At 65.4% G+C, this 14943-nt stretch carries 13 protein-coding genes; 6 read left to right on the plus strand and 7 right to left on the minus strand.

The annotated features are described in order from the left end of the window. Positions 1-140 precede the first annotated feature (140 nt). Positions 141-914 carry an AMP nucleosidase gene (locus tag EJV47_RS03590; protein ID WP_126691777.1) on the minus strand — a complete coding sequence of 258 codons (774 nt, stop codon included), beginning with the start codon at positions 912-914 and terminating at the stop codon, positions 141-143. Between the two features lie 404 nt (positions 915-1318). Between EJV47_RS03590 and EJV47_RS03595 the strand changes: the two genes are divergently transcribed. The 4 genes from EJV47_RS03595 (at position 1319) to EJV47_RS03610 (ending at position 4730) form a co-directional block, all read left to right on the plus strand. Beyond that, complete coding sequence (locus EJV47_RS03595; protein ID WP_126691778.1) at positions 1319-1798, plus strand: type I restriction enzyme HsdR N-terminal domain-containing protein; 480 nt, start codon at positions 1319-1321, stop codon at positions 1796-1798. A 10-nt stretch (positions 1799-1808) separates the two neighbouring features. Then, a complete protein-coding gene (locus EJV47_RS03600) occupies positions 1809-2387 on the plus strand; it encodes a zinc metalloprotease (protein WP_126691779.1) in 579 nt (192 codons plus the stop codon). A gap of 115 nt (positions 2388-2502) precedes the next feature. Continuing rightward, positions 2503-4353, plus strand: coding sequence for a sensor histidine kinase (locus EJV47_RS03605; protein ID WP_126691780.1), 1851 nt, complete (start codon positions 2503-2505; stop codon positions 4351-4353). After that, on the plus strand, positions 4350-4730 hold the full coding sequence (locus EJV47_RS03610; RefSeq protein WP_126691781.1) for a response regulator: 381 nt from the start codon (positions 4350-4352) through the stop codon (positions 4728-4730). Before EJV47_RS03605 ends, EJV47_RS03610 begins: the two co-directional genes overlap by 4 nt. A 65-nt stretch (positions 4731-4795) precedes the next feature. Here EJV47_RS03610 and EJV47_RS03615 read toward each other — a convergent pair whose 3' ends face one another. From EJV47_RS03615 to EJV47_RS03635, 5 genes are all read right to left on the minus strand, one after another. Then, entirely contained in the window at positions 4796-6712 is a 1917-nt protein-coding gene (locus tag EJV47_RS03615; RefSeq protein WP_165903605.1) for an LTA synthase family protein, read from the minus strand. Between the two features lie 80 nt (positions 6713-6792). After that, complete coding sequence (locus EJV47_RS03620; protein ID WP_126691783.1) at positions 6793-7392, minus strand: SMI1/KNR4 family protein; 600 nt, start codon at positions 7390-7392, stop codon at positions 6793-6795. Between the two features lie 158 nt (positions 7393-7550). Next, entirely contained in the window at positions 7551-8681 is a 1131-nt protein-coding gene (ald, locus tag EJV47_RS03625; RefSeq protein WP_126691784.1) for an alanine dehydrogenase, read from the minus strand. Positions 8682-8855: 174 nt separating this feature from the next. Further along, positions 8856-9356, minus strand: coding sequence for a hypothetical protein (locus EJV47_RS03630; protein WP_126691785.1), 501 nt, complete (start codon positions 9354-9356; stop codon positions 8856-8858). A gap of 183 nt (positions 9357-9539) precedes the next feature. Continuing rightward, positions 9540-10331 (minus strand): DUF1573 domain-containing protein, encoded by a 792-nt coding sequence (locus tag EJV47_RS03635; RefSeq protein ID WP_126691786.1) that lies wholly within the window; start codon positions 10329-10331, stop codon positions 9540-9542. A gap of 268 nt (positions 10332-10599) precedes the next feature. Between EJV47_RS03635 and EJV47_RS03640 the strand changes: the two genes are divergently transcribed. Further along, positions 10600-13020, plus strand: coding sequence for an alpha-ketoacid dehydrogenase subunit alpha/beta (locus tag EJV47_RS03640; protein ID WP_126691787.1), 2421 nt, complete (start codon positions 10600-10602; stop codon positions 13018-13020). Positions 13021-13108: 88 nt separating this feature from the next. Here EJV47_RS03640 and EJV47_RS03645 read toward each other — a convergent pair whose 3' ends face one another. Next, positions 13109-13666 carry a hypothetical protein gene (locus EJV47_RS03645; protein ID WP_126691788.1) on the minus strand — a complete coding sequence of 186 codons (558 nt, stop codon included), beginning with the start codon at positions 13664-13666 and terminating at the stop codon, positions 13109-13111. A gap of 117 nt (positions 13667-13783) precedes the next feature. Between EJV47_RS03645 and EJV47_RS03650 the strand changes: the two genes are divergently transcribed. Next, entirely contained in the window at positions 13784-14800 is a 1017-nt protein-coding gene (locus EJV47_RS03650; protein ID WP_126691789.1) for an acyl-CoA synthetase family protein, read from the plus strand. Positions 14801-14943 lie beyond the last annotated feature (143 nt).

Consider the following 14943-nt stretch of genomic DNA (forward strand, 5'->3'; position numbering starts at 1 on the left):
AAATACGGGAGCCCCGGCGTTTGCACCCCGAAGCTCCCTAAAAAAACTGCAATAGTTGCTGCGTTAAGGCTGACAACCAACACGTAACCGGTGACGGGTCGCAGGCACGGCCTTCGCGTCACCGGTTGCCGGTCAGCTCATTACTCAAAGCGCATGTGCTTCACCGACTCGCCCGAGTTTTTCAGCTCCAGCAAGGACTCGATGCCAATCTGCAGGTGCGAGGTGACGTAGTCGGTGGTAACTTTCTTGTCGCTCTCGGCCGTTTTTACGCCTTCCGGCGTCATCGGCTCGTCCGACACCAGCAGCAGGGCGCCGTGGGGAATTTCGTTGGTGAAGCCCACCACGAAGATGGTGGCCGTTTCCATGTCCACGGCCATGGCCCGGATCTGGCGCAGGTAGTCCTTGAAGCTCTCGTCGTGCTCCCACACGCGGCGGTTGGTGGTGTACACCGTGCCCGTCCAGTAGTCCTTCTCGTGCTTCTTGATCATCGACGACACGGCCCGCTGCAGGCGGAAGGAGGGCAGGGCCGGAATTTCCGGCGGCAGGTAGTCATCGGAGGTACCTTCGCCGCGGATGGCGGCAATGGGCAGAATCAGGTCGCCCACGCGGGTGTTGTGCTTCAGGCCGCCGCACTTGCCCAGAAACAGGGCCGCCTTGGGCTTGATGGCCGACAGCAAGTCCATCACGGTGGCGGCCATGGCCGAGCCCATGCCGAAGTTGATAATGGTAATGCCGTTGGCCGTGGCCGTCTGCATGGGCTTGTCGAGGCCGCGCATGGGCACCTCGAACTGCTTGGCAAACATTTCCACGTAGTTGATGAAGTTGGTCAGCAGGATGTACTGACCGAACTCTTCCAGCGGCACGCCCGTGTAGCGCGGCAGCCAGTTTTTGACGATGTCTGGTTTGGTTTTCATGTATGGTGGGAATGGTTAAATGGCTAAACGGTTAAATGGCTGGCTGTTCAACGACTCATCAGAACGGACAGCCATTCAGCCATATAGCCATTTGACAATTTATTCGGGTACAAAAAAACCGTCGTGCATGTGCTGAACGACGGCTCTGCGGAGCGAAAAGCGGGTGCAGGAGCCTGACTGATGCCGTACCTTTGGAGGTGATGCAAGCGTTGGACCTTGCCGCCTTTCATTGGCAAAGTTACACAATTTGGCTTGAATTGGCGGCGGGGGGCCCGGCCGGCCCCTGTTGCGCGGGCAAACGCAGCCCCCTTCGAAGCCGAAATCCGGCCGCCGGCTACCGGGCTCCTTCGGCGGCTCGGCGGGCCCGACTTTCGCCGGGCGGCCCGGGGCCGTATCTTTGGAAGATGCAAGCGTTGAACCTGCCGCCCTTTGCCCACAAGCTCACCCAAGCCGGCGACCAGCTGCTGATCTGGGACCAGCTGCGCCGCCGCAACGTGGTGTGCACGCCCGAGGAATGGGTGCGGCAGCACGTGGTCAGCTACCTGGTGGAGCACCTGGGCTACCCGCGCGGCCTGCTCAGCCTGGAGCGCGGCCATACCTACAACACCCGCCGCAAGCGCACCGATTTGCACGCCCTCGGCCCCGACGGCCAGCCCCTGCTGCTGGTGGAGTGCAAAGCCGCCGCGGTGGCCCTGACCTCGGCCGTGGCCATGCAGATTGCCACCTACAACCAAACCATCAGCGCCCCCTTGCTGCTGGTTACCAACGGCGTGCAGCACTATTGCTGGCGCGTGCACAGCCTGGAGCGCCGCACCCAGGCCCTCACGTTCATTCCCACCTACGCCGAGGCCCTGGAACTGCTGGCCGTGGCCCGTCCCCAGTAAGCTTATGCCGATGCGGCTTCTCGTTGCGGCGCTGGGGCTCGGCGTGCTGGCTGGCTGCCGCCGCGGCCCCGAGGTCATCTACCTCACCGGTTTCGAAGGCGTGAAGCCCGCGCAGCTGACGCTGGTGCGCCGCGTGCTGCAGGACTTCTACCACCGCCCGGTGCGCCTGCTGCCGCGCCAGCGCCACCAGGCGGCCACGCGCTGCCCCGTGCGCCACCGGCACCGGGCCGCGGCCGTGCTGACGCAGCTGCAGGCGCTGCTGCCCGACAGCACCGACGGTAAAATCCTGGCGCTGACGGTGAAAGACGTGGAAATCGAGAACGGACCGCGGCAGCCGCACTGGGGCGTGATGGGCCTGGCCAACCACGCCGGCGGCAACGCCTGTATCGTGTCGACCTTCCGGCTGGGCGGCCGCTCCGACCGGCTGCGCAAGGTCAGCCTGCACGAAATCGGCCACCTGCTAAGCCTGCCGCACTGCCGCTCGGGCACTGCCACTTGCCTGATGCAGGACGCCCGTGGCCGGGCCACCACCGTCGACCAGACGCGCGAAATGCTGTGCGCCGACTGCCGGGCGCGGCTGGCCTGGTAGGCCGCGCCGCCGGTACGGGGCGGGCCGCCGGATTATTTTAAGTCAGTTCGTCGGGCGCTCGGCAAAATCGGCTACCTTCCTACCGGTGCCTGCCGCTACGCCGCACCGCCCGGTCATGCAAGCAAGCGACCTTACCCCCGGCGGCGCGCCGCCCGCTCCGCAACTTCCCGCGTGGGCCAGCCTCAACGACCGAGGCGAGCTGGTGCACGGCAACGCCGCTTTGGCCGCCCTGCTGGGCTGCCCCGTCGGGGCCCTGGCCGGCCAGTCCTTGGTAGCCCTGCTCGAGCCCGCCGATGCCCCGACCGTGCGGGGCCTGCTGCCGCGGGCTGGGCGCGGGGAGGCGCTCAGCTGCCCGGTACGCCTGCCCGCGGCTGCCGGTTGGTACGAGCTGACGCTGCTGCCCGCCGCTGGCAGTACCGAAGTACTGCTTCGCCCGTTGAGCCCGGCGCCGGCCGCCCCGGCCCCGCCCCCGGCGCCCGACCAGGAGCGTGAGGCCCAGCTCAACATCATCTTTGAGTCTATCAGCGACGTGATTTTTGTGCTGGGGGTGGAAGGACCGAGGCGCTACCGTTTCCAGTTCGTCAACGCGGCTTTTCTGCGCATCACCGGGCTGCCGCGCGAGCAGGTGTTGGGCCGGGCCGTTGCCGAGGTCATCCCCGAACCCTCGCTAAGCCTGGCACTGGGCCAGTACCAGGCGGCCATCCGGAGCGGGCAGACCACGCACTGGGTCGAAACCTCGGATTATCCCTCGGGCCGGTTGGTGGGCGAAGTCTGCGTAACGCCGGTGTTTGATGCTGCGGGCACCTGCCAGCAACTGGTGGGCGTGGTGCACGACGTGACCGAGCAGCAGCAGGCCGAACAGGCCCTGCGCGAGAGTAACGAACGGTTCCGCTACGCCCTCAAGGCCACCACCGACGCCCTCTACGACTGGGACGTGGCCGCCGACACCCTGTTCTGGGGCGAAGGCTTCGCGGAGCTGTTTGGCTACCAGCTCGCCCAGAACCCGACGCCCTTCAGCCAGTGGTCGGCCTACGTGCACCCCGACGACGCGGCGCGCACCGTGGACGATTTGCGCTACACCGCCTTTCACACCGAGCAGCCGCGCTGGCAGCAGGAATACCGCTTTCAGCGCGCCGACGGCAGCTGGGCCACCGTGTTCGACCGCGGCTACCTGCTGCGCGACGCCCGCGGCCGGGCGGTGCGCATGATAGGGGCCATGCAGGACGTGTCGGAACGCAAGGCGGCCGAGCAGCGGCAGCAGCAGCTGGCCCAGGAGCTGTTTCAGCAAAACGCCGATTTGCAGCAGTTTACCTACCTGCTTTCGCATAACCTGCGCGCCCCGCTGGCCAACGCCACCGGTTTTGCCGGCCTGCTGGGCCGCCTGCAGCCCGGTACCGCCCAATTCGAACAGACGCTGGAGTACCTGAACACCAGCCTGCGCCGCGTCGACGAGATTCTGCACGATTTGAACGCCATTCTGTCGGTGCGCGGGCAGGCGCTGCTGGTGGTGCCCGAGCCCGTACCCCTGGCCGAGGTGCTGGGCGAAGTCACCGAGCTGCTGGCGGCCGAGCTGGCCGGCTGCGGCGCCGAGGTGTGCGCCGAACTGCCGCCGGCGCTGCGCCTGCAGGGCCGCAAGGCCTACTTCCACAGCATCTTCTACAACCTGCTGACCAACGCCATCAAGTACCGCGCCCCGGAGCGGCCCCTGCGCGTGGTGGTGGGCGCTACCACTGGCGCCGACGGCAGCGTGGCGCTGACCGTGGCCGACAACGGCACCGGCTTCGACGCGGGCCGCCGCGACGCGTTTCAGCTGTACCAGCGCTTCCACACGGGGGTGCCCGGCCGGGGCATTGGCCTGTTCCTGGTCAAGGCCCACGCCGAGTCGATGGGCGGGCGCGTGGCGGTTAGCAGCCGCGTCGGGCAGGGTACTACCTTTACGTTGCAGTTCAGCTCGCCCGCCGCATGACGATTTATCTAATCGACGACGACTCCCTAGGCAATTACTTAACCGAGACGCTATTGCGTCTGGAAAACGTGGGCGGCGAAATTTGCACCTACGAGTCGGCCGAGGAGGCCCTGCACGCGCTGCTGCGCCGCCCCGAGCCGCCCCGGCTCATCTTCCTCGATTTGAACATGCCTGTGATGAGCGGCTGGGACTTCCTCGACGCGCTGGAACCCCACCAGCCGCGCCTCCTGGGCCGCTGCCGCATCTATATTCTCACCTCCTCCCTGGCCCTGGCAGACATGGAGCGGGCCCGCAGCTACGAGCTGGTCAGCGGCCTGATTCACAAGCCCCTCGACCGAGAAGAAATCCGTGCCATTCAGGCCGAGCTGTCCATCTGAAGGCTGAGTGGATTAGTAGATGAAGGATGCTATGCCCTCGGGCGGCAACCTGAAGCCAGCACGCTCTACTGATCCTGCTTGTATAAAGTATTGTCGAGCAGGCCGTTGGTGAAGAACTGCACGCAGGCGCGCAGCTCGTCGCCGTACTGCCGGAGCTTGTCGGCCGGCGGATTGGGCACGGGGGCGGCTGGCAGGGCGTGGGTGGCGTAGTCGTAGAGGCGCACCTGGTTGTCGGTGGTCAGCTCGGCCACGTAATCGGCGTGTACCAGGTAGTAGGCGCCGCCCGAGAAGAACAGCGCCCGGCCGGGGGCCTGCCGGTCGAATGCCGAGTAGCCGAAGGGCAGCAGCTGCCGGGCGTCGGCCCCGAAGCCGAGGAAGTCGAGCACGGTGGCCGGCACATCGGCCTGCTGGCTGATGCGGTGCGGGTCGGTCGGGGGCAGCGGGCGGCCGGGGTGAAAGAGCAGCAGCGGGGTTTTGTACCAGCCCAGCACGTTGTCGTAGTCGGGGGCTATGCCGAGCGAAGTATGGTCGGCCAGCAGCACAAACAGGGTGTTGCGGTACCAGGGCTGCCGGCTGGCCGTCTGGAAAAACCGGCGCAGGGCGAAGTCGGTGTAGCCGATGGAAGCATGAATTTTCAGCTCCCCGGGGGCGAAGCGGCCCTGATACTTGGCCGGCACCGGAAACGGCTCGTGCGAGGTGAGGGTGAAGACGGTGGCGAAAAACGGCGGCCGCTGCTGGCCAAGCTGCCGGGCAAAGTACTGCAGGTACGGCTCATCGAAGATACCCCAGTGCCCGTCGTAGTCGGGGCTGCGGGCGCCGCGGGGGTACTCCTCCAGGCCGTAGTACTGCTGCACCCCGGCTTTGCCGGCAAACACGTTGAAGCCCATGGTGCCGTTCTGGGCCCCGTGAAACACCGAGGTGCTGTAGCCGCGGCGGCCCAGCAGCTCGCCCAGCCCGTGCAGCTCGTCGGTCTGGAAGTTGGAGGTAATGAAGGGCGACTCCATCAGCGCGGGCAGGCCCGCCAATACCGCCGGCAACGACTCAATGGAGCGGCGGCCGTTGGCGTAATGCTCCCGCATGAGCAGGGCCCCCGGCGCCTGGGCCAGCGAATCGAAAAACGGGGTGTAGCTGCGCTGGCCGGGGTTTTCTACCCCGTTGTACTCCGAGGCAAAGCTCTCCACCAGCAGAATTACCACGTTGTCGGGCTGGCCAGCGCCGGGGCGCGGCGCGGGGTAGTGGGCCGCCAGGGCGCGTTGCAGCTGGGCCGCCGTGCTGAAATACGCCGGGCGCTCCAGCGTCTTCTGCCCGAAGCTTTTGATGAAGGTAAACGTGCTGTTCAGCGCCAGGTGGCCCAGGCTCGGCGGCGCCTGCACGAAGGCGTGGCCCGGGCGCAAGGGCTTGAGCTGCAGGCCGCCGCGGATGCCCAGCACCGTCAGGCCTGCTACCAGCGCCAGCTCCAGCATGGCTTGGCCCATGCGCTGCAGCGCGCGTGCCGGGGCCGTTTCCTCGGGTGCCGCCGCGGGCATGGGGTAGAAATACCACAGCAGCCCGAACAGCAGAGCGAAGGGCACAAGCAGAAACCAGTAGTGCCACACCAGCTGCCCGGCCTGCCGCTCAATGTCGCCGGTGATGGTGAACAGCTCGTCGGAGGTGCGCCGCCCGATAAACTTGAAGTACTGGCTGTCGATGATGTTCAGGGCCAGCCCGGGTGCATTCAGCGTGAGGTACACCCCGCGCAGGGCCCGCTGCCAGTTCCGCTCGTACCAGGGCACGAAGGACAAGAGCACAAACGGCACGTTCAGCACCAGCAGGGCCGCCAAATCGAACCGGAAGCCGTGCCAGAAGGCCCAGAGCGTTTGCCCCGCCGAGGCTTCCGCGAATACGCCGTAGTTGGCCGCGTAAAACCCGAGCCGCAGCAGCAGGTAGGCGGCCAGCAACAGCGCAAAGCGCCGCAGCAACAAGCGCAGCAGGGGAGAGGGCATCAACAGTGACTGAGTGATTGAGTGACTGAGTGATTGGACCAGAACGAGCATCACTCATTCACTCAATCACTCAGTCACCGTTAGTAGTCTTTGCGCAGGCGGATTTTCTGACCGGGCTTCAGGCGGATAATTTGCTCGTAGAGGTTGGCCAGCGAAGCCAGGCGCACGTCGGTGGGCATGCGGGTGAGGTTGAACTGATCCTCGTCGGTTTTCACGCAGTTCGGGGGATACACGGCCAGCAGTTCCCCGGGCTGCAGCAGGGCGCCGAATTCCATAAAGGAGCTGACGGCCGACAGGTCCAGCGCCTGGTTCGGGAACCGCTCCACGCCCACGATGAAGGTGCGGAAGTCCACGTTCAGGTTCTGAATTTCGCCGGTTTCCGCGTCCATAAACCACACCTGCCCGCGGCGCAGGAAAAACTGGTTGCCCACCGCATCCTGGCCGAAAGGCAGGTCGGAGTGCTTCATGTTGCGGTAGGTTTTCCAGAAGGCATTTTCGCCCTGCCAGGCTTCCTTGAGGGAGTGCCAGGCCGGCTCGTGGCAGCAGCCGCGGATGTGAATGCCGCCGAAGTAGGCAATGATGCCGTTGTTCTGCAGCATAAAGGCCTGCATGTCGAAGGGCAGCAGCTTGAAGGTCGCCGAGTCCGATACCGGCTCCCCGATGTAGGTAATGTCTTGCATGGGTCAGTGAAAAAGCGAATCAGCAAAAAGCCTCCCCGGCCACGGTCGGGCGGGAAGGCTTTGGGGAATTAATAATTAAGAATGAAGAATTAATAATTGTCGTTCCGGCGTCCGGTCGATGCAATTATTAATTCTTTATTCTTAATTATTAATTGAATTTAAGCAACGTAGGCCGCGTCGAGGACTTTCGACACGTTGGTCAGGCCCAGGCCCCAGGCTTCGGCCACACCTTTGTAGACCACCTCGCCGTTGACCACGTTCAGGCCCAGGCGCAGGGCGTTGTCGCGGGTGCAGGCCTCGCGCCAGCCCAGGTTGGCCAGCTTCAGGGCGTAGGGCAGGGTGGCGTTGGTCAGGGCCAGCGTGCTGGTGTAGGGCACCGCACCGGGCATGTTGGCCACGCAGTAGTGCACCACGTCGTCGATGATGAAGGTCGGGTTTTCGTGGGTGGTGGGGGTGCAGGTTTCGATGCAGCCACCCTGGTCCACGGCCACGTCCACCACCACGGCGCCGGCTTTCATGTCTTTCAGCATGTCGCGCGTCACCAGGTGCGGAGCCTTGGCGCCCGGAATCAGCACGGCGCCGATAACGAGGTCGGCCGACTTGAGGGCTTCGCGGATGTTGTAGTCGTTGGAGTACTGGGTCACCACGTTCTTGGGCATGATGTCGTCCAGCTCCCGCAGGCGGGTCAGGCTGATGTCCATGATGGTTACCTGGGCGCCGAAGCCGGCAGCTACTTTAGCGGCGTTGGTGCCTACCACGCCACCGCCCAGGATGAGCACGTGGGCCGGACGTACGCCGGGCACGCCGCCCAGCAGGATGCCGCGGCCTTTCAGGGGCTTCTCCAGGTACTTGGCGCCTTCCTGCGGAGCCATGCGGCCGGCTACCTCACTCATCGGCACCAGCAGGGGCAGCGAGCGGTTGGGCAGCTCCACCGTCTCGTAGGCCAGGCAGGTAGCTTTCCGCTCGATCATGGCGTGCGTCAGCTCCTCGGAGGAGGCGAAGTGGAAGTAGGTGAACAGCAGCTGACCTTCCTTGATCAGCGGGTACTCCTCGGCAATCGGCTCCTTCACCTTCACGATCATCTCGGCCTGGGCGTACACCTCCTCGATGGTAGGCAGCAGCAGGGCGCCGGCTTGCTCGTACTCGGCGTCCGAGAAGCCGCTGCCGGTGCCGGCGCTGGCTTGCACGTACACCGTGTGGCCCGCCTTGCGGAATTCGGCCACGCCGGCGGGGGTTACGCCCACGCGGTTTTCGTTGTTTTTAATCTCCTTCGGTACGCCGATGATCATGGGGGAAGAAAGGCTGGGATGGGTTGACGGGAAAACGTGAGCAAATATAGGCAAAGGTTTGCGCGCGTGCGGCCGATCAAGCGTTAGTTTGCCCACAAGCCGCCCCGGTACCAGCCCGCATCTGACATAGCTAATCAACTATGTGACTGACGACCCGCGCCCTGGCTGCGGCGGCTAGAAGCGGAACCGGTTGCTCGGAATTTCCACGTTGCGGGCGAAGCTGCCGGCTGGCGAGTACACCCGCGGGTGGTAAAACAGCTGCAGCTGGTAATCGGCGCCGCTGGCCGGGCGGGTGGCGCCGGCGTAGCGGCTCAAGGGCAGCTCGTACACCCGCGTAATGCTGCCGTGGGCCGGAACCGTCACGCGGGCGTCCTTCGTGCGGCGCATGTGCAGTGTCCAGGGCAGAGCCTGCCCGTTGGCCCACACCACCGGCAGGCAGGCCTGCGTCTGGGCCGGGTCCGATAGCACGTAGGGCAAATCGTTGTTGTTGATGATTTCCACCGTGGCGCGCACGTTGTCGAGCGGCTCGCCGGGCTGAATGGGGGGCAGGCTCACGCGCACCTGCAGGCCGTACTGCGGGGTGGTGCGCGGCACGCGGATGTTGCGCGCGCAGCCGCCGAGGAGCAGGGCCGCCGCGCCCGAGGCCAGCAGCAGGGAGGGTAAAGAGAAACGCATAACCAAGTTTGCTGAGAAGGGAGACGAAACGCGGCCCGGAGCCGCTACTGGAGCACCCTAAAAAAATGATGCCACGACCGGCGGCCGTGGCATCAAAACTGGCAGAAATCAGCGAACCAGCGTCAGGATCAAGCGGAAAGATTCGGCAGACCTGACCCGTTACATCTGCTCGAACGTCCGGGGCTATTTAAACGGCACCGCCGCGCCGCCTTCCTTCAGCATGCTCTGCTGGGAGAGGGTCTGCACCACGTTGGCCCGCAGGCTGATTTTGGCGTCGGGGCCGGTGATGTCGTTGGAGTGCAGGGTCACGATGTCGGTAATCTGGCCAATCTGGCGCTGGGCGTACTGCAGTTCCAGCACGAACGTCTCGCCCGGCTTGAGGCCCTTGGGCAGGCTCTTGGCCGTCACGCAGTAGCAGCTGGAGGAAATGGAGCTGATGTCCAGCGGCGACTTGCCGTTGTTTTTCACCACAAACTTGGCTACGGGCTGCTGGCCCGATTCAATCTTGCCGAACTCCATGCCGTGGCGGTCCAGGCTCAGCACCGGCGACTTGGCTTTTTCGGCGGCGGTGTACTGCTTGGCCATTTCGCCCTTCTCAATCACGGTGCCCATGATGGTGAGCATGATGCTGGGCGCGGCGGCGTTGCTGGTAACGGTGATGGTCTTGTTGAACTGGCCGGGGCGGCCGGCGCTGTTGAAGGCCGCGCGGATAAAGCCGGTTTTGCCGGGCAGTACCGGCGTCTTGGTCCACTCCGGCGTCGTGCAGCCGCAGGAAGCCTGCACGTTGGCAATGACGACGGGCTCCTTGCCGGTGTTCTTGAACTTGAATTCGTGGGTAGCCACGTTGCCCTCGGCCACGTTCTTGAAGTCGAAGACGGTTTCGCCGAATTCCATTACGCCTTGCGCCGCGGCGCCCACGGCCGTCAGCAGCACCAGGGCCAGGCCCAGCAGAGAAGTAAAGATGTTGCGCACCATTAGCAGAAAAGGTTGAGGTCAGTGGAAACGCGGCCCCGCAAAAACAGCGCCGGACCGGTGAAGACGCGGGGCAGCCCGCCGGGCTCGGCGCGCCGCCATCAGCAAATATAACCATAACCCGCCGCCGGTGCACACCGCCGGGGCGCCAGCCCGTACCCTAACGAGCGTTTTGCGTACTTTTGCCCGTCTGCCAGCCTCGCGCCGGCCGCCCGCGCCCCCGGGCGCACTGCCCCTATCGTATCCATTCCCCCTCCCGACCATTCACTGCATGTCCACCGCCGATTCGGCCGTTGTCACGGCTGCCGCCACGCTTAGCAAGGAAGAACTGCTCCGCGACTACCGCCTCGGGTGGGAAAGCCGGCAGGCTTCGCTTACCGGCCGCAAGGAAGTATTCATGGGCAAGGCCAAGTTCGGCATCTTCGGCGACGGCAAGGAGCTGCCGCAGCTGGCCATGGCCCGCGCCTTCCGCCCCGGCGACTGGCGCGCCGGCTACTACCGCGACCAGACCTTCATGCTGGCCATCGGCGAGCTGTCGCTGCAGCAGTACTTCGCCCAGCTCTACGCCCACGCCGACGTGGAGGCCGAGCCCAGCACCGCCGGCCGCGCCATGAACGGCCACTTCGGCACCCGCATCCTCGACGAGGACGGGCAGTTCCGTAACCTGGCCGACCTCAAGAACTCCTCAGCCGACATTTCGCCCACCGGCGGGCAGATGCCACGCCTGGTGGGTCTGGCCTACGCCTCCAAGCTGTTTCGCCAGAACCCCGAGCTGCAGCAGCTCACGCAGTTTTCGCGCAACGGCGACGAGGTGGCTTTCGGCACCATCGGCAACGCCAGCACCTCCGAGGGCATGTTCTTCGAGGCCATTAACGCGGCCGGGGTGCTGCAGATTCCGATGCTGGTGAGCGTGTGGGACGACCACTACGGCATTTCGGTGCCCGCTGAGTACCAGACCACCAAGCAGAGCATTTCGGAAATCCTGGCCGGCTTCCAGCGCAACGCGCCCGGGGAGCAGGGCTTCGAAATTTTCGTGGTGAAGGGCTGGGACTACGCTGCCCTCGTCGATACCTACCAGCGCGCCGCCGAGGTGTGCCGCCGGGAGCACGTGCCGGTGCTGATTCACGTCACGGAAGTCACGCAGCCGCAGGGGCACAGCACCAGCGGCTCGCACGAGCGGTACAAGACCAAGGACCGCCTGAGCTGGGAGCAGGAGCACGACTGCCTGCGCCAGCTGCGCCTGTGGCTGCTGCAGGAAGGCCACGCCACCGAGGTGGAGCTGGACCTCATCGAAAGCGAAGCCCGCGAAACCGTGCGCCAGGCCCGCGCCGCCGCCTGGGAGGCCTTCTTCAACCCCATCAAGCAGGAGCGCGACGAAGTGGTGCAGCTGCTCAACGCGCTGGCCGGCGAAACCGGCCGCGAAAACGAGCTGCACGAGCTGATTCACCAGCTGGAGCACAACCCTACGCCGGTGCGCGCCGACAGCGTACGGGCCGTGCGCCGGGCCCTGCGCCTGGTGCGCGACGTGAAGCGCAGCGGCGCCCGCGCCGAGCTGCGCCGCTGGCACGAGCAGGCCCTGGCCGACAACGCCGACCGCTACAACTCCCACCTGCACAGCCAGAGCGAGGAATCGGCCCTGCAGATCGAGGAAATCAAGGCTCAGTTCGCCGCTGACGCCGCGCAGGTGGACGGCCGCGAGGTGCTGCAGGCCTGCTTCGACGCCATGCTGCAGCGCGACCCGCGCGTGTTTGCCATCGGCGAGGACGTGGGCCGCATCGGCGACGTGAACCAGGCCTTTGCCGGCCTGCAGGACAAGTACGGCGAGCTGCGCGTCACCGACACCGGCATCCGCGAGTGCACCATCATCGGGCAGGGCATCGGGGCGGCGCTGCGCGGGCTGCGGCCGATTACCGAAATCCAGTACCTGGATTACCTGCTCTACGCCATCCAGATTCTCTCGGACGACCTGGCCTGCCTGCAGTACCGCACCAAGGGCGGGCAGAAGGCCCCGCTCATCGTGCGCACCCGCGGGCACCGCCTGGAAGGCATCTGGCACAGCGGTTCGCCCATTCAGATGATTCTGGGCGCCATCCGCGGCATGCACCTGTGCGTGCCTCGCGACATGACGCAGGCCGCCGGCATGTACAACCTGCTGCTGAAGAGCGACGAGCCGGCCATCGTCATCGAGTGCCTGAACGGCTACCGCCTCAAGGAGCGCATTCCGCAGAACATCGGCGAGTTTACCGTGCCGCTGGGCGTGCCGGAGGTGCTGCGCGAGGGCTCGGACCTGACCATTGTCACCTACGGCTCCATGTGCCGCATCGTGCTCGACGCCGCGAAGCAGCTGGAGCAGGTGGGCATTTCGGTGGAAGTGGTGGACGTGCAGACGCTGCTGCCCTTCGACCGCGAAGGCGTGATTCTGGAGTCGATTCAGAAGACCTCGCGCGTGCTCTTCGCCGACGAGGACGTGCCCGGCGGCGCTACGGCCTACATGCTGCAGCAGGTGGTGGATGAGCAGGGCGGCTACCGCTACCTCGACTCGCAGCCGCGCTGCCTCGCCGCGCAGGCCCACCGCCCGCCCTACGGCTCCGACGGCGACTATTTCTCGAAGCCCAACGCCGAGGACGTGTTCGACGTGGTGTACGAAATGCTGCAAGAGGCCGACCCGCAGCGCTTCCCCAGCATCTACTAGGTCCGCGCAGGCACCGCCTCCAAAGCAAACCGCCCCGTCGTCGGCTCAGCCGAGGACGGGGCGGTGAAGTTGCCGGAAGAACGGGCGCTTAGGGCATTACCACTTCCCGGGTCATGACGGCGTTGCTCTTGTGCAGCTTCCGGTCGACAATCTGCACCTCGAACTTGACGCGGCTACCCGTGCGGAAGGGAGGCGTATTCACGTCGAAGCCCAGGCCCTTGGCCGGCTCGTACTTCAAATCCCCGCGGATAGGCTGGGGCTTGTCAGAGCCCGTAGGCAGACGGTCGAAGACCCCGTTGTAGTTGAAAGAGCCGAAGCTGTACTCCCGGAATTCGTTCAGCCACTGGTCAAAGTAAAATACCTTGAGGTAGTAGTTGAACCGGTACTCGCTGTTGGGGTCGTTGAAGGGCGCCGTCTGCCGGTCGGCATCGGACAAGCCCAGGTCGTTGTCCCCGTCCTTGTACTTGACGGTGATGAAGATGCGGTTGTAGTCGGTAGCCGGGGCGGGGGCATCCACGCGCTCCACCTTGATGTCATCGAATTCGATGGAGGGCTCGTCGGGGTATTCCGGCGCCTCCACGCAGGCGGTGGTCAGCTGCAGGGCAGCGGTGGCCAGCGCGGCCAGAAGTAAACGTATGCGCAGCATAGAAAGTCAGGCTAAGCGAAACAACCGGGTTTCGGCGGCAAAAAGTACGCAATTCCCATTCACTGAACGCGCGGCCGCCGCATTTGTTATGCTCTTTCCAAACCCGGTTTGCCCCTAATGAGTTTCCGCGCCGAATACTTGTCTGACCTGGCCCGCGTGACGCCCGCCACGGCCCAGGCGCTGGCCCTGCGCCTGTTTCGCCACCAGGCCCGGCACTGTGCCCCGTACCAGCAGTGGCTGCAGGCCCTGGGCTGCCGCCCCGAGCAGGTGCAGCGGCTGGAGCAGGTGCCCTTTCTGCCCATCGAGTTCTTCAAAACGCACGAGGTCGTGACGGTGGAGCCCGCCGAGCCCTGGCAGCCCGTGCAAACCTTCCGCAGCAGCGGCACCACCCAGCAGCAGCGCAGCCGCCACCTCCTGCGCGATGCGCCGCTCTACCACGAGCACGCCGCCCGCATCTTCGAGCAGCAGTACGGCCCGCTCTCGGGCTGGACCTTCCTGGCCCTGCTGCCCTCGTACCTGGAGCAGGGCGAATCCTCGCTGGTGGATATGGTGGAGCACTTCGTGCGCGCCTCCGGGCAGCCGCAGCAACAAGCCTTTTTCCTGCGCGACCATGCCGCTTTGCTCGAAGCCCTGCAGACGGCCAAGCGGGAGCAGCCCGGGCGGCGGCTCATGCTCATCGGCGTGACCTACGCCCTGCTCGACCTGCTGGCGGCTTACCCCGGTCACCCCGCCCTGCGCCTGCCCGACGCGGTGCTGGAAACCGGCGGCATGAAGGGCCGCCGCCGCGAAATGATTCGGGAGGAGCTGCACGCCGAGCTGATGGCGGGCTTTGGCCAACCGGTCATTCATTCCGAGTACGGCATGACGGAGCTATTGTCGCAGGCCTACAGCCCCGGCCACGGGCGCTTCTGGGCGCCGCCGGCCCTGCAGGTGCTGCTGCGCGAGCCGTCGGACCCGTTCAGCGCCGATTTCGAGCGGGCCGCCGGGGCTATCAGCGTGGTGGATTTGGCCAACGTGGACAGCTGCGCCTTTCTGGAAACCCGCGACCTGGGCCGCCGCCACCCCGACGGCTCCTTCGAAGTGCTGGGCCGGCTCGATAATTCGGATATCCGCGGCTGCAGCCAGCTGGCGTAGGGAGCGGTTCGGTCCGCTGTCATTGCGAGGACGACGCAATCGGTCCTGAGTAGCGTGCCGCCGACTCAATACCTGCTGACCAAAAACAGCACCGCCCGGAACCAGCGTCTGTGGTTTCGGACGGTGCTGTTTTTGGTTGGTGC

The organism is Hymenobacter gummosus (genome assembly GCF_003970915.1).
In the GTDB taxonomy this organism is placed as follows: Bacteria; Bacteroidota; Bacteroidia; order Cytophagales; family Hymenobacteraceae; genus Solirubrum; species Solirubrum gummosum.

Excerpts from the sequence above, each read along its gene's own strand:
- EJV47_RS03590 (WP_126691777.1), bottom strand. The coding sequence starts at position 914 with ATGAAAACCAAACCAGACATCGTCAAAAACTGGCTGCCGCGCTACACG.
- EJV47_RS03595 (WP_126691778.1), top strand. The coding sequence starts at position 1,319 with ATGCAAGCGTTGAACCTGCCGCCCTTTGCCCACAAGCTCACCCAAGCC.
- EJV47_RS03600 (WP_126691779.1), top strand. The coding sequence starts at position 1,809 with ATGCGGCTTCTCGTTGCGGCGCTGGGGCTCGGCGTGCTGGCTGGCTGC.
- EJV47_RS03605 (WP_126691780.1), top strand. The coding sequence starts at position 2,503 with ATGCAAGCAAGCGACCTTACCCCCGGCGGCGCGCCGCCCGCTCCGCAA.
- EJV47_RS03610 (WP_126691781.1), top strand. The coding sequence starts at position 4,350 with ATGACGATTTATCTAATCGACGACGACTCCCTAGGCAATTACTTAACC.
- EJV47_RS03615 (WP_165903605.1), bottom strand. The coding sequence starts at position 6,712 with ATGCCCTCTCCCCTGCTGCGCTTGTTGCTGCGGCGCTTTGCGCTGTTG.
- EJV47_RS03620 (WP_126691783.1), bottom strand. The coding sequence starts at position 7,392 with ATGCAAGACATTACCTACATCGGGGAGCCGGTATCGGACTCGGCGACC.
- ald (WP_126691784.1), bottom strand. The coding sequence starts at position 8,681 with ATGATCATCGGCGTACCGAAGGAGATTAAAAACAACGAAAACCGCGTG.
- EJV47_RS03630 (WP_126691785.1), bottom strand. The coding sequence starts at position 9,356 with ATGCGTTTCTCTTTACCCTCCCTGCTGCTGGCCTCGGGCGCGGCGGCC.
- EJV47_RS03635 (WP_126691786.1), bottom strand. The coding sequence starts at position 10,331 with ATGGTGCGCAACATCTTTACTTCTCTGCTGGGCCTGGCCCTGGTGCTG.
- EJV47_RS03640 (WP_126691787.1), top strand. The coding sequence starts at position 10,600 with ATGTCCACCGCCGATTCGGCCGTTGTCACGGCTGCCGCCACGCTTAGC.
- EJV47_RS03645 (WP_126691788.1), bottom strand. The coding sequence starts at position 13,666 with ATGCTGCGCATACGTTTACTTCTGGCCGCGCTGGCCACCGCTGCCCTG.
- EJV47_RS03650 (WP_126691789.1), top strand. The coding sequence starts at position 13,784 with ATGAGTTTCCGCGCCGAATACTTGTCTGACCTGGCCCGCGTGACGCCC.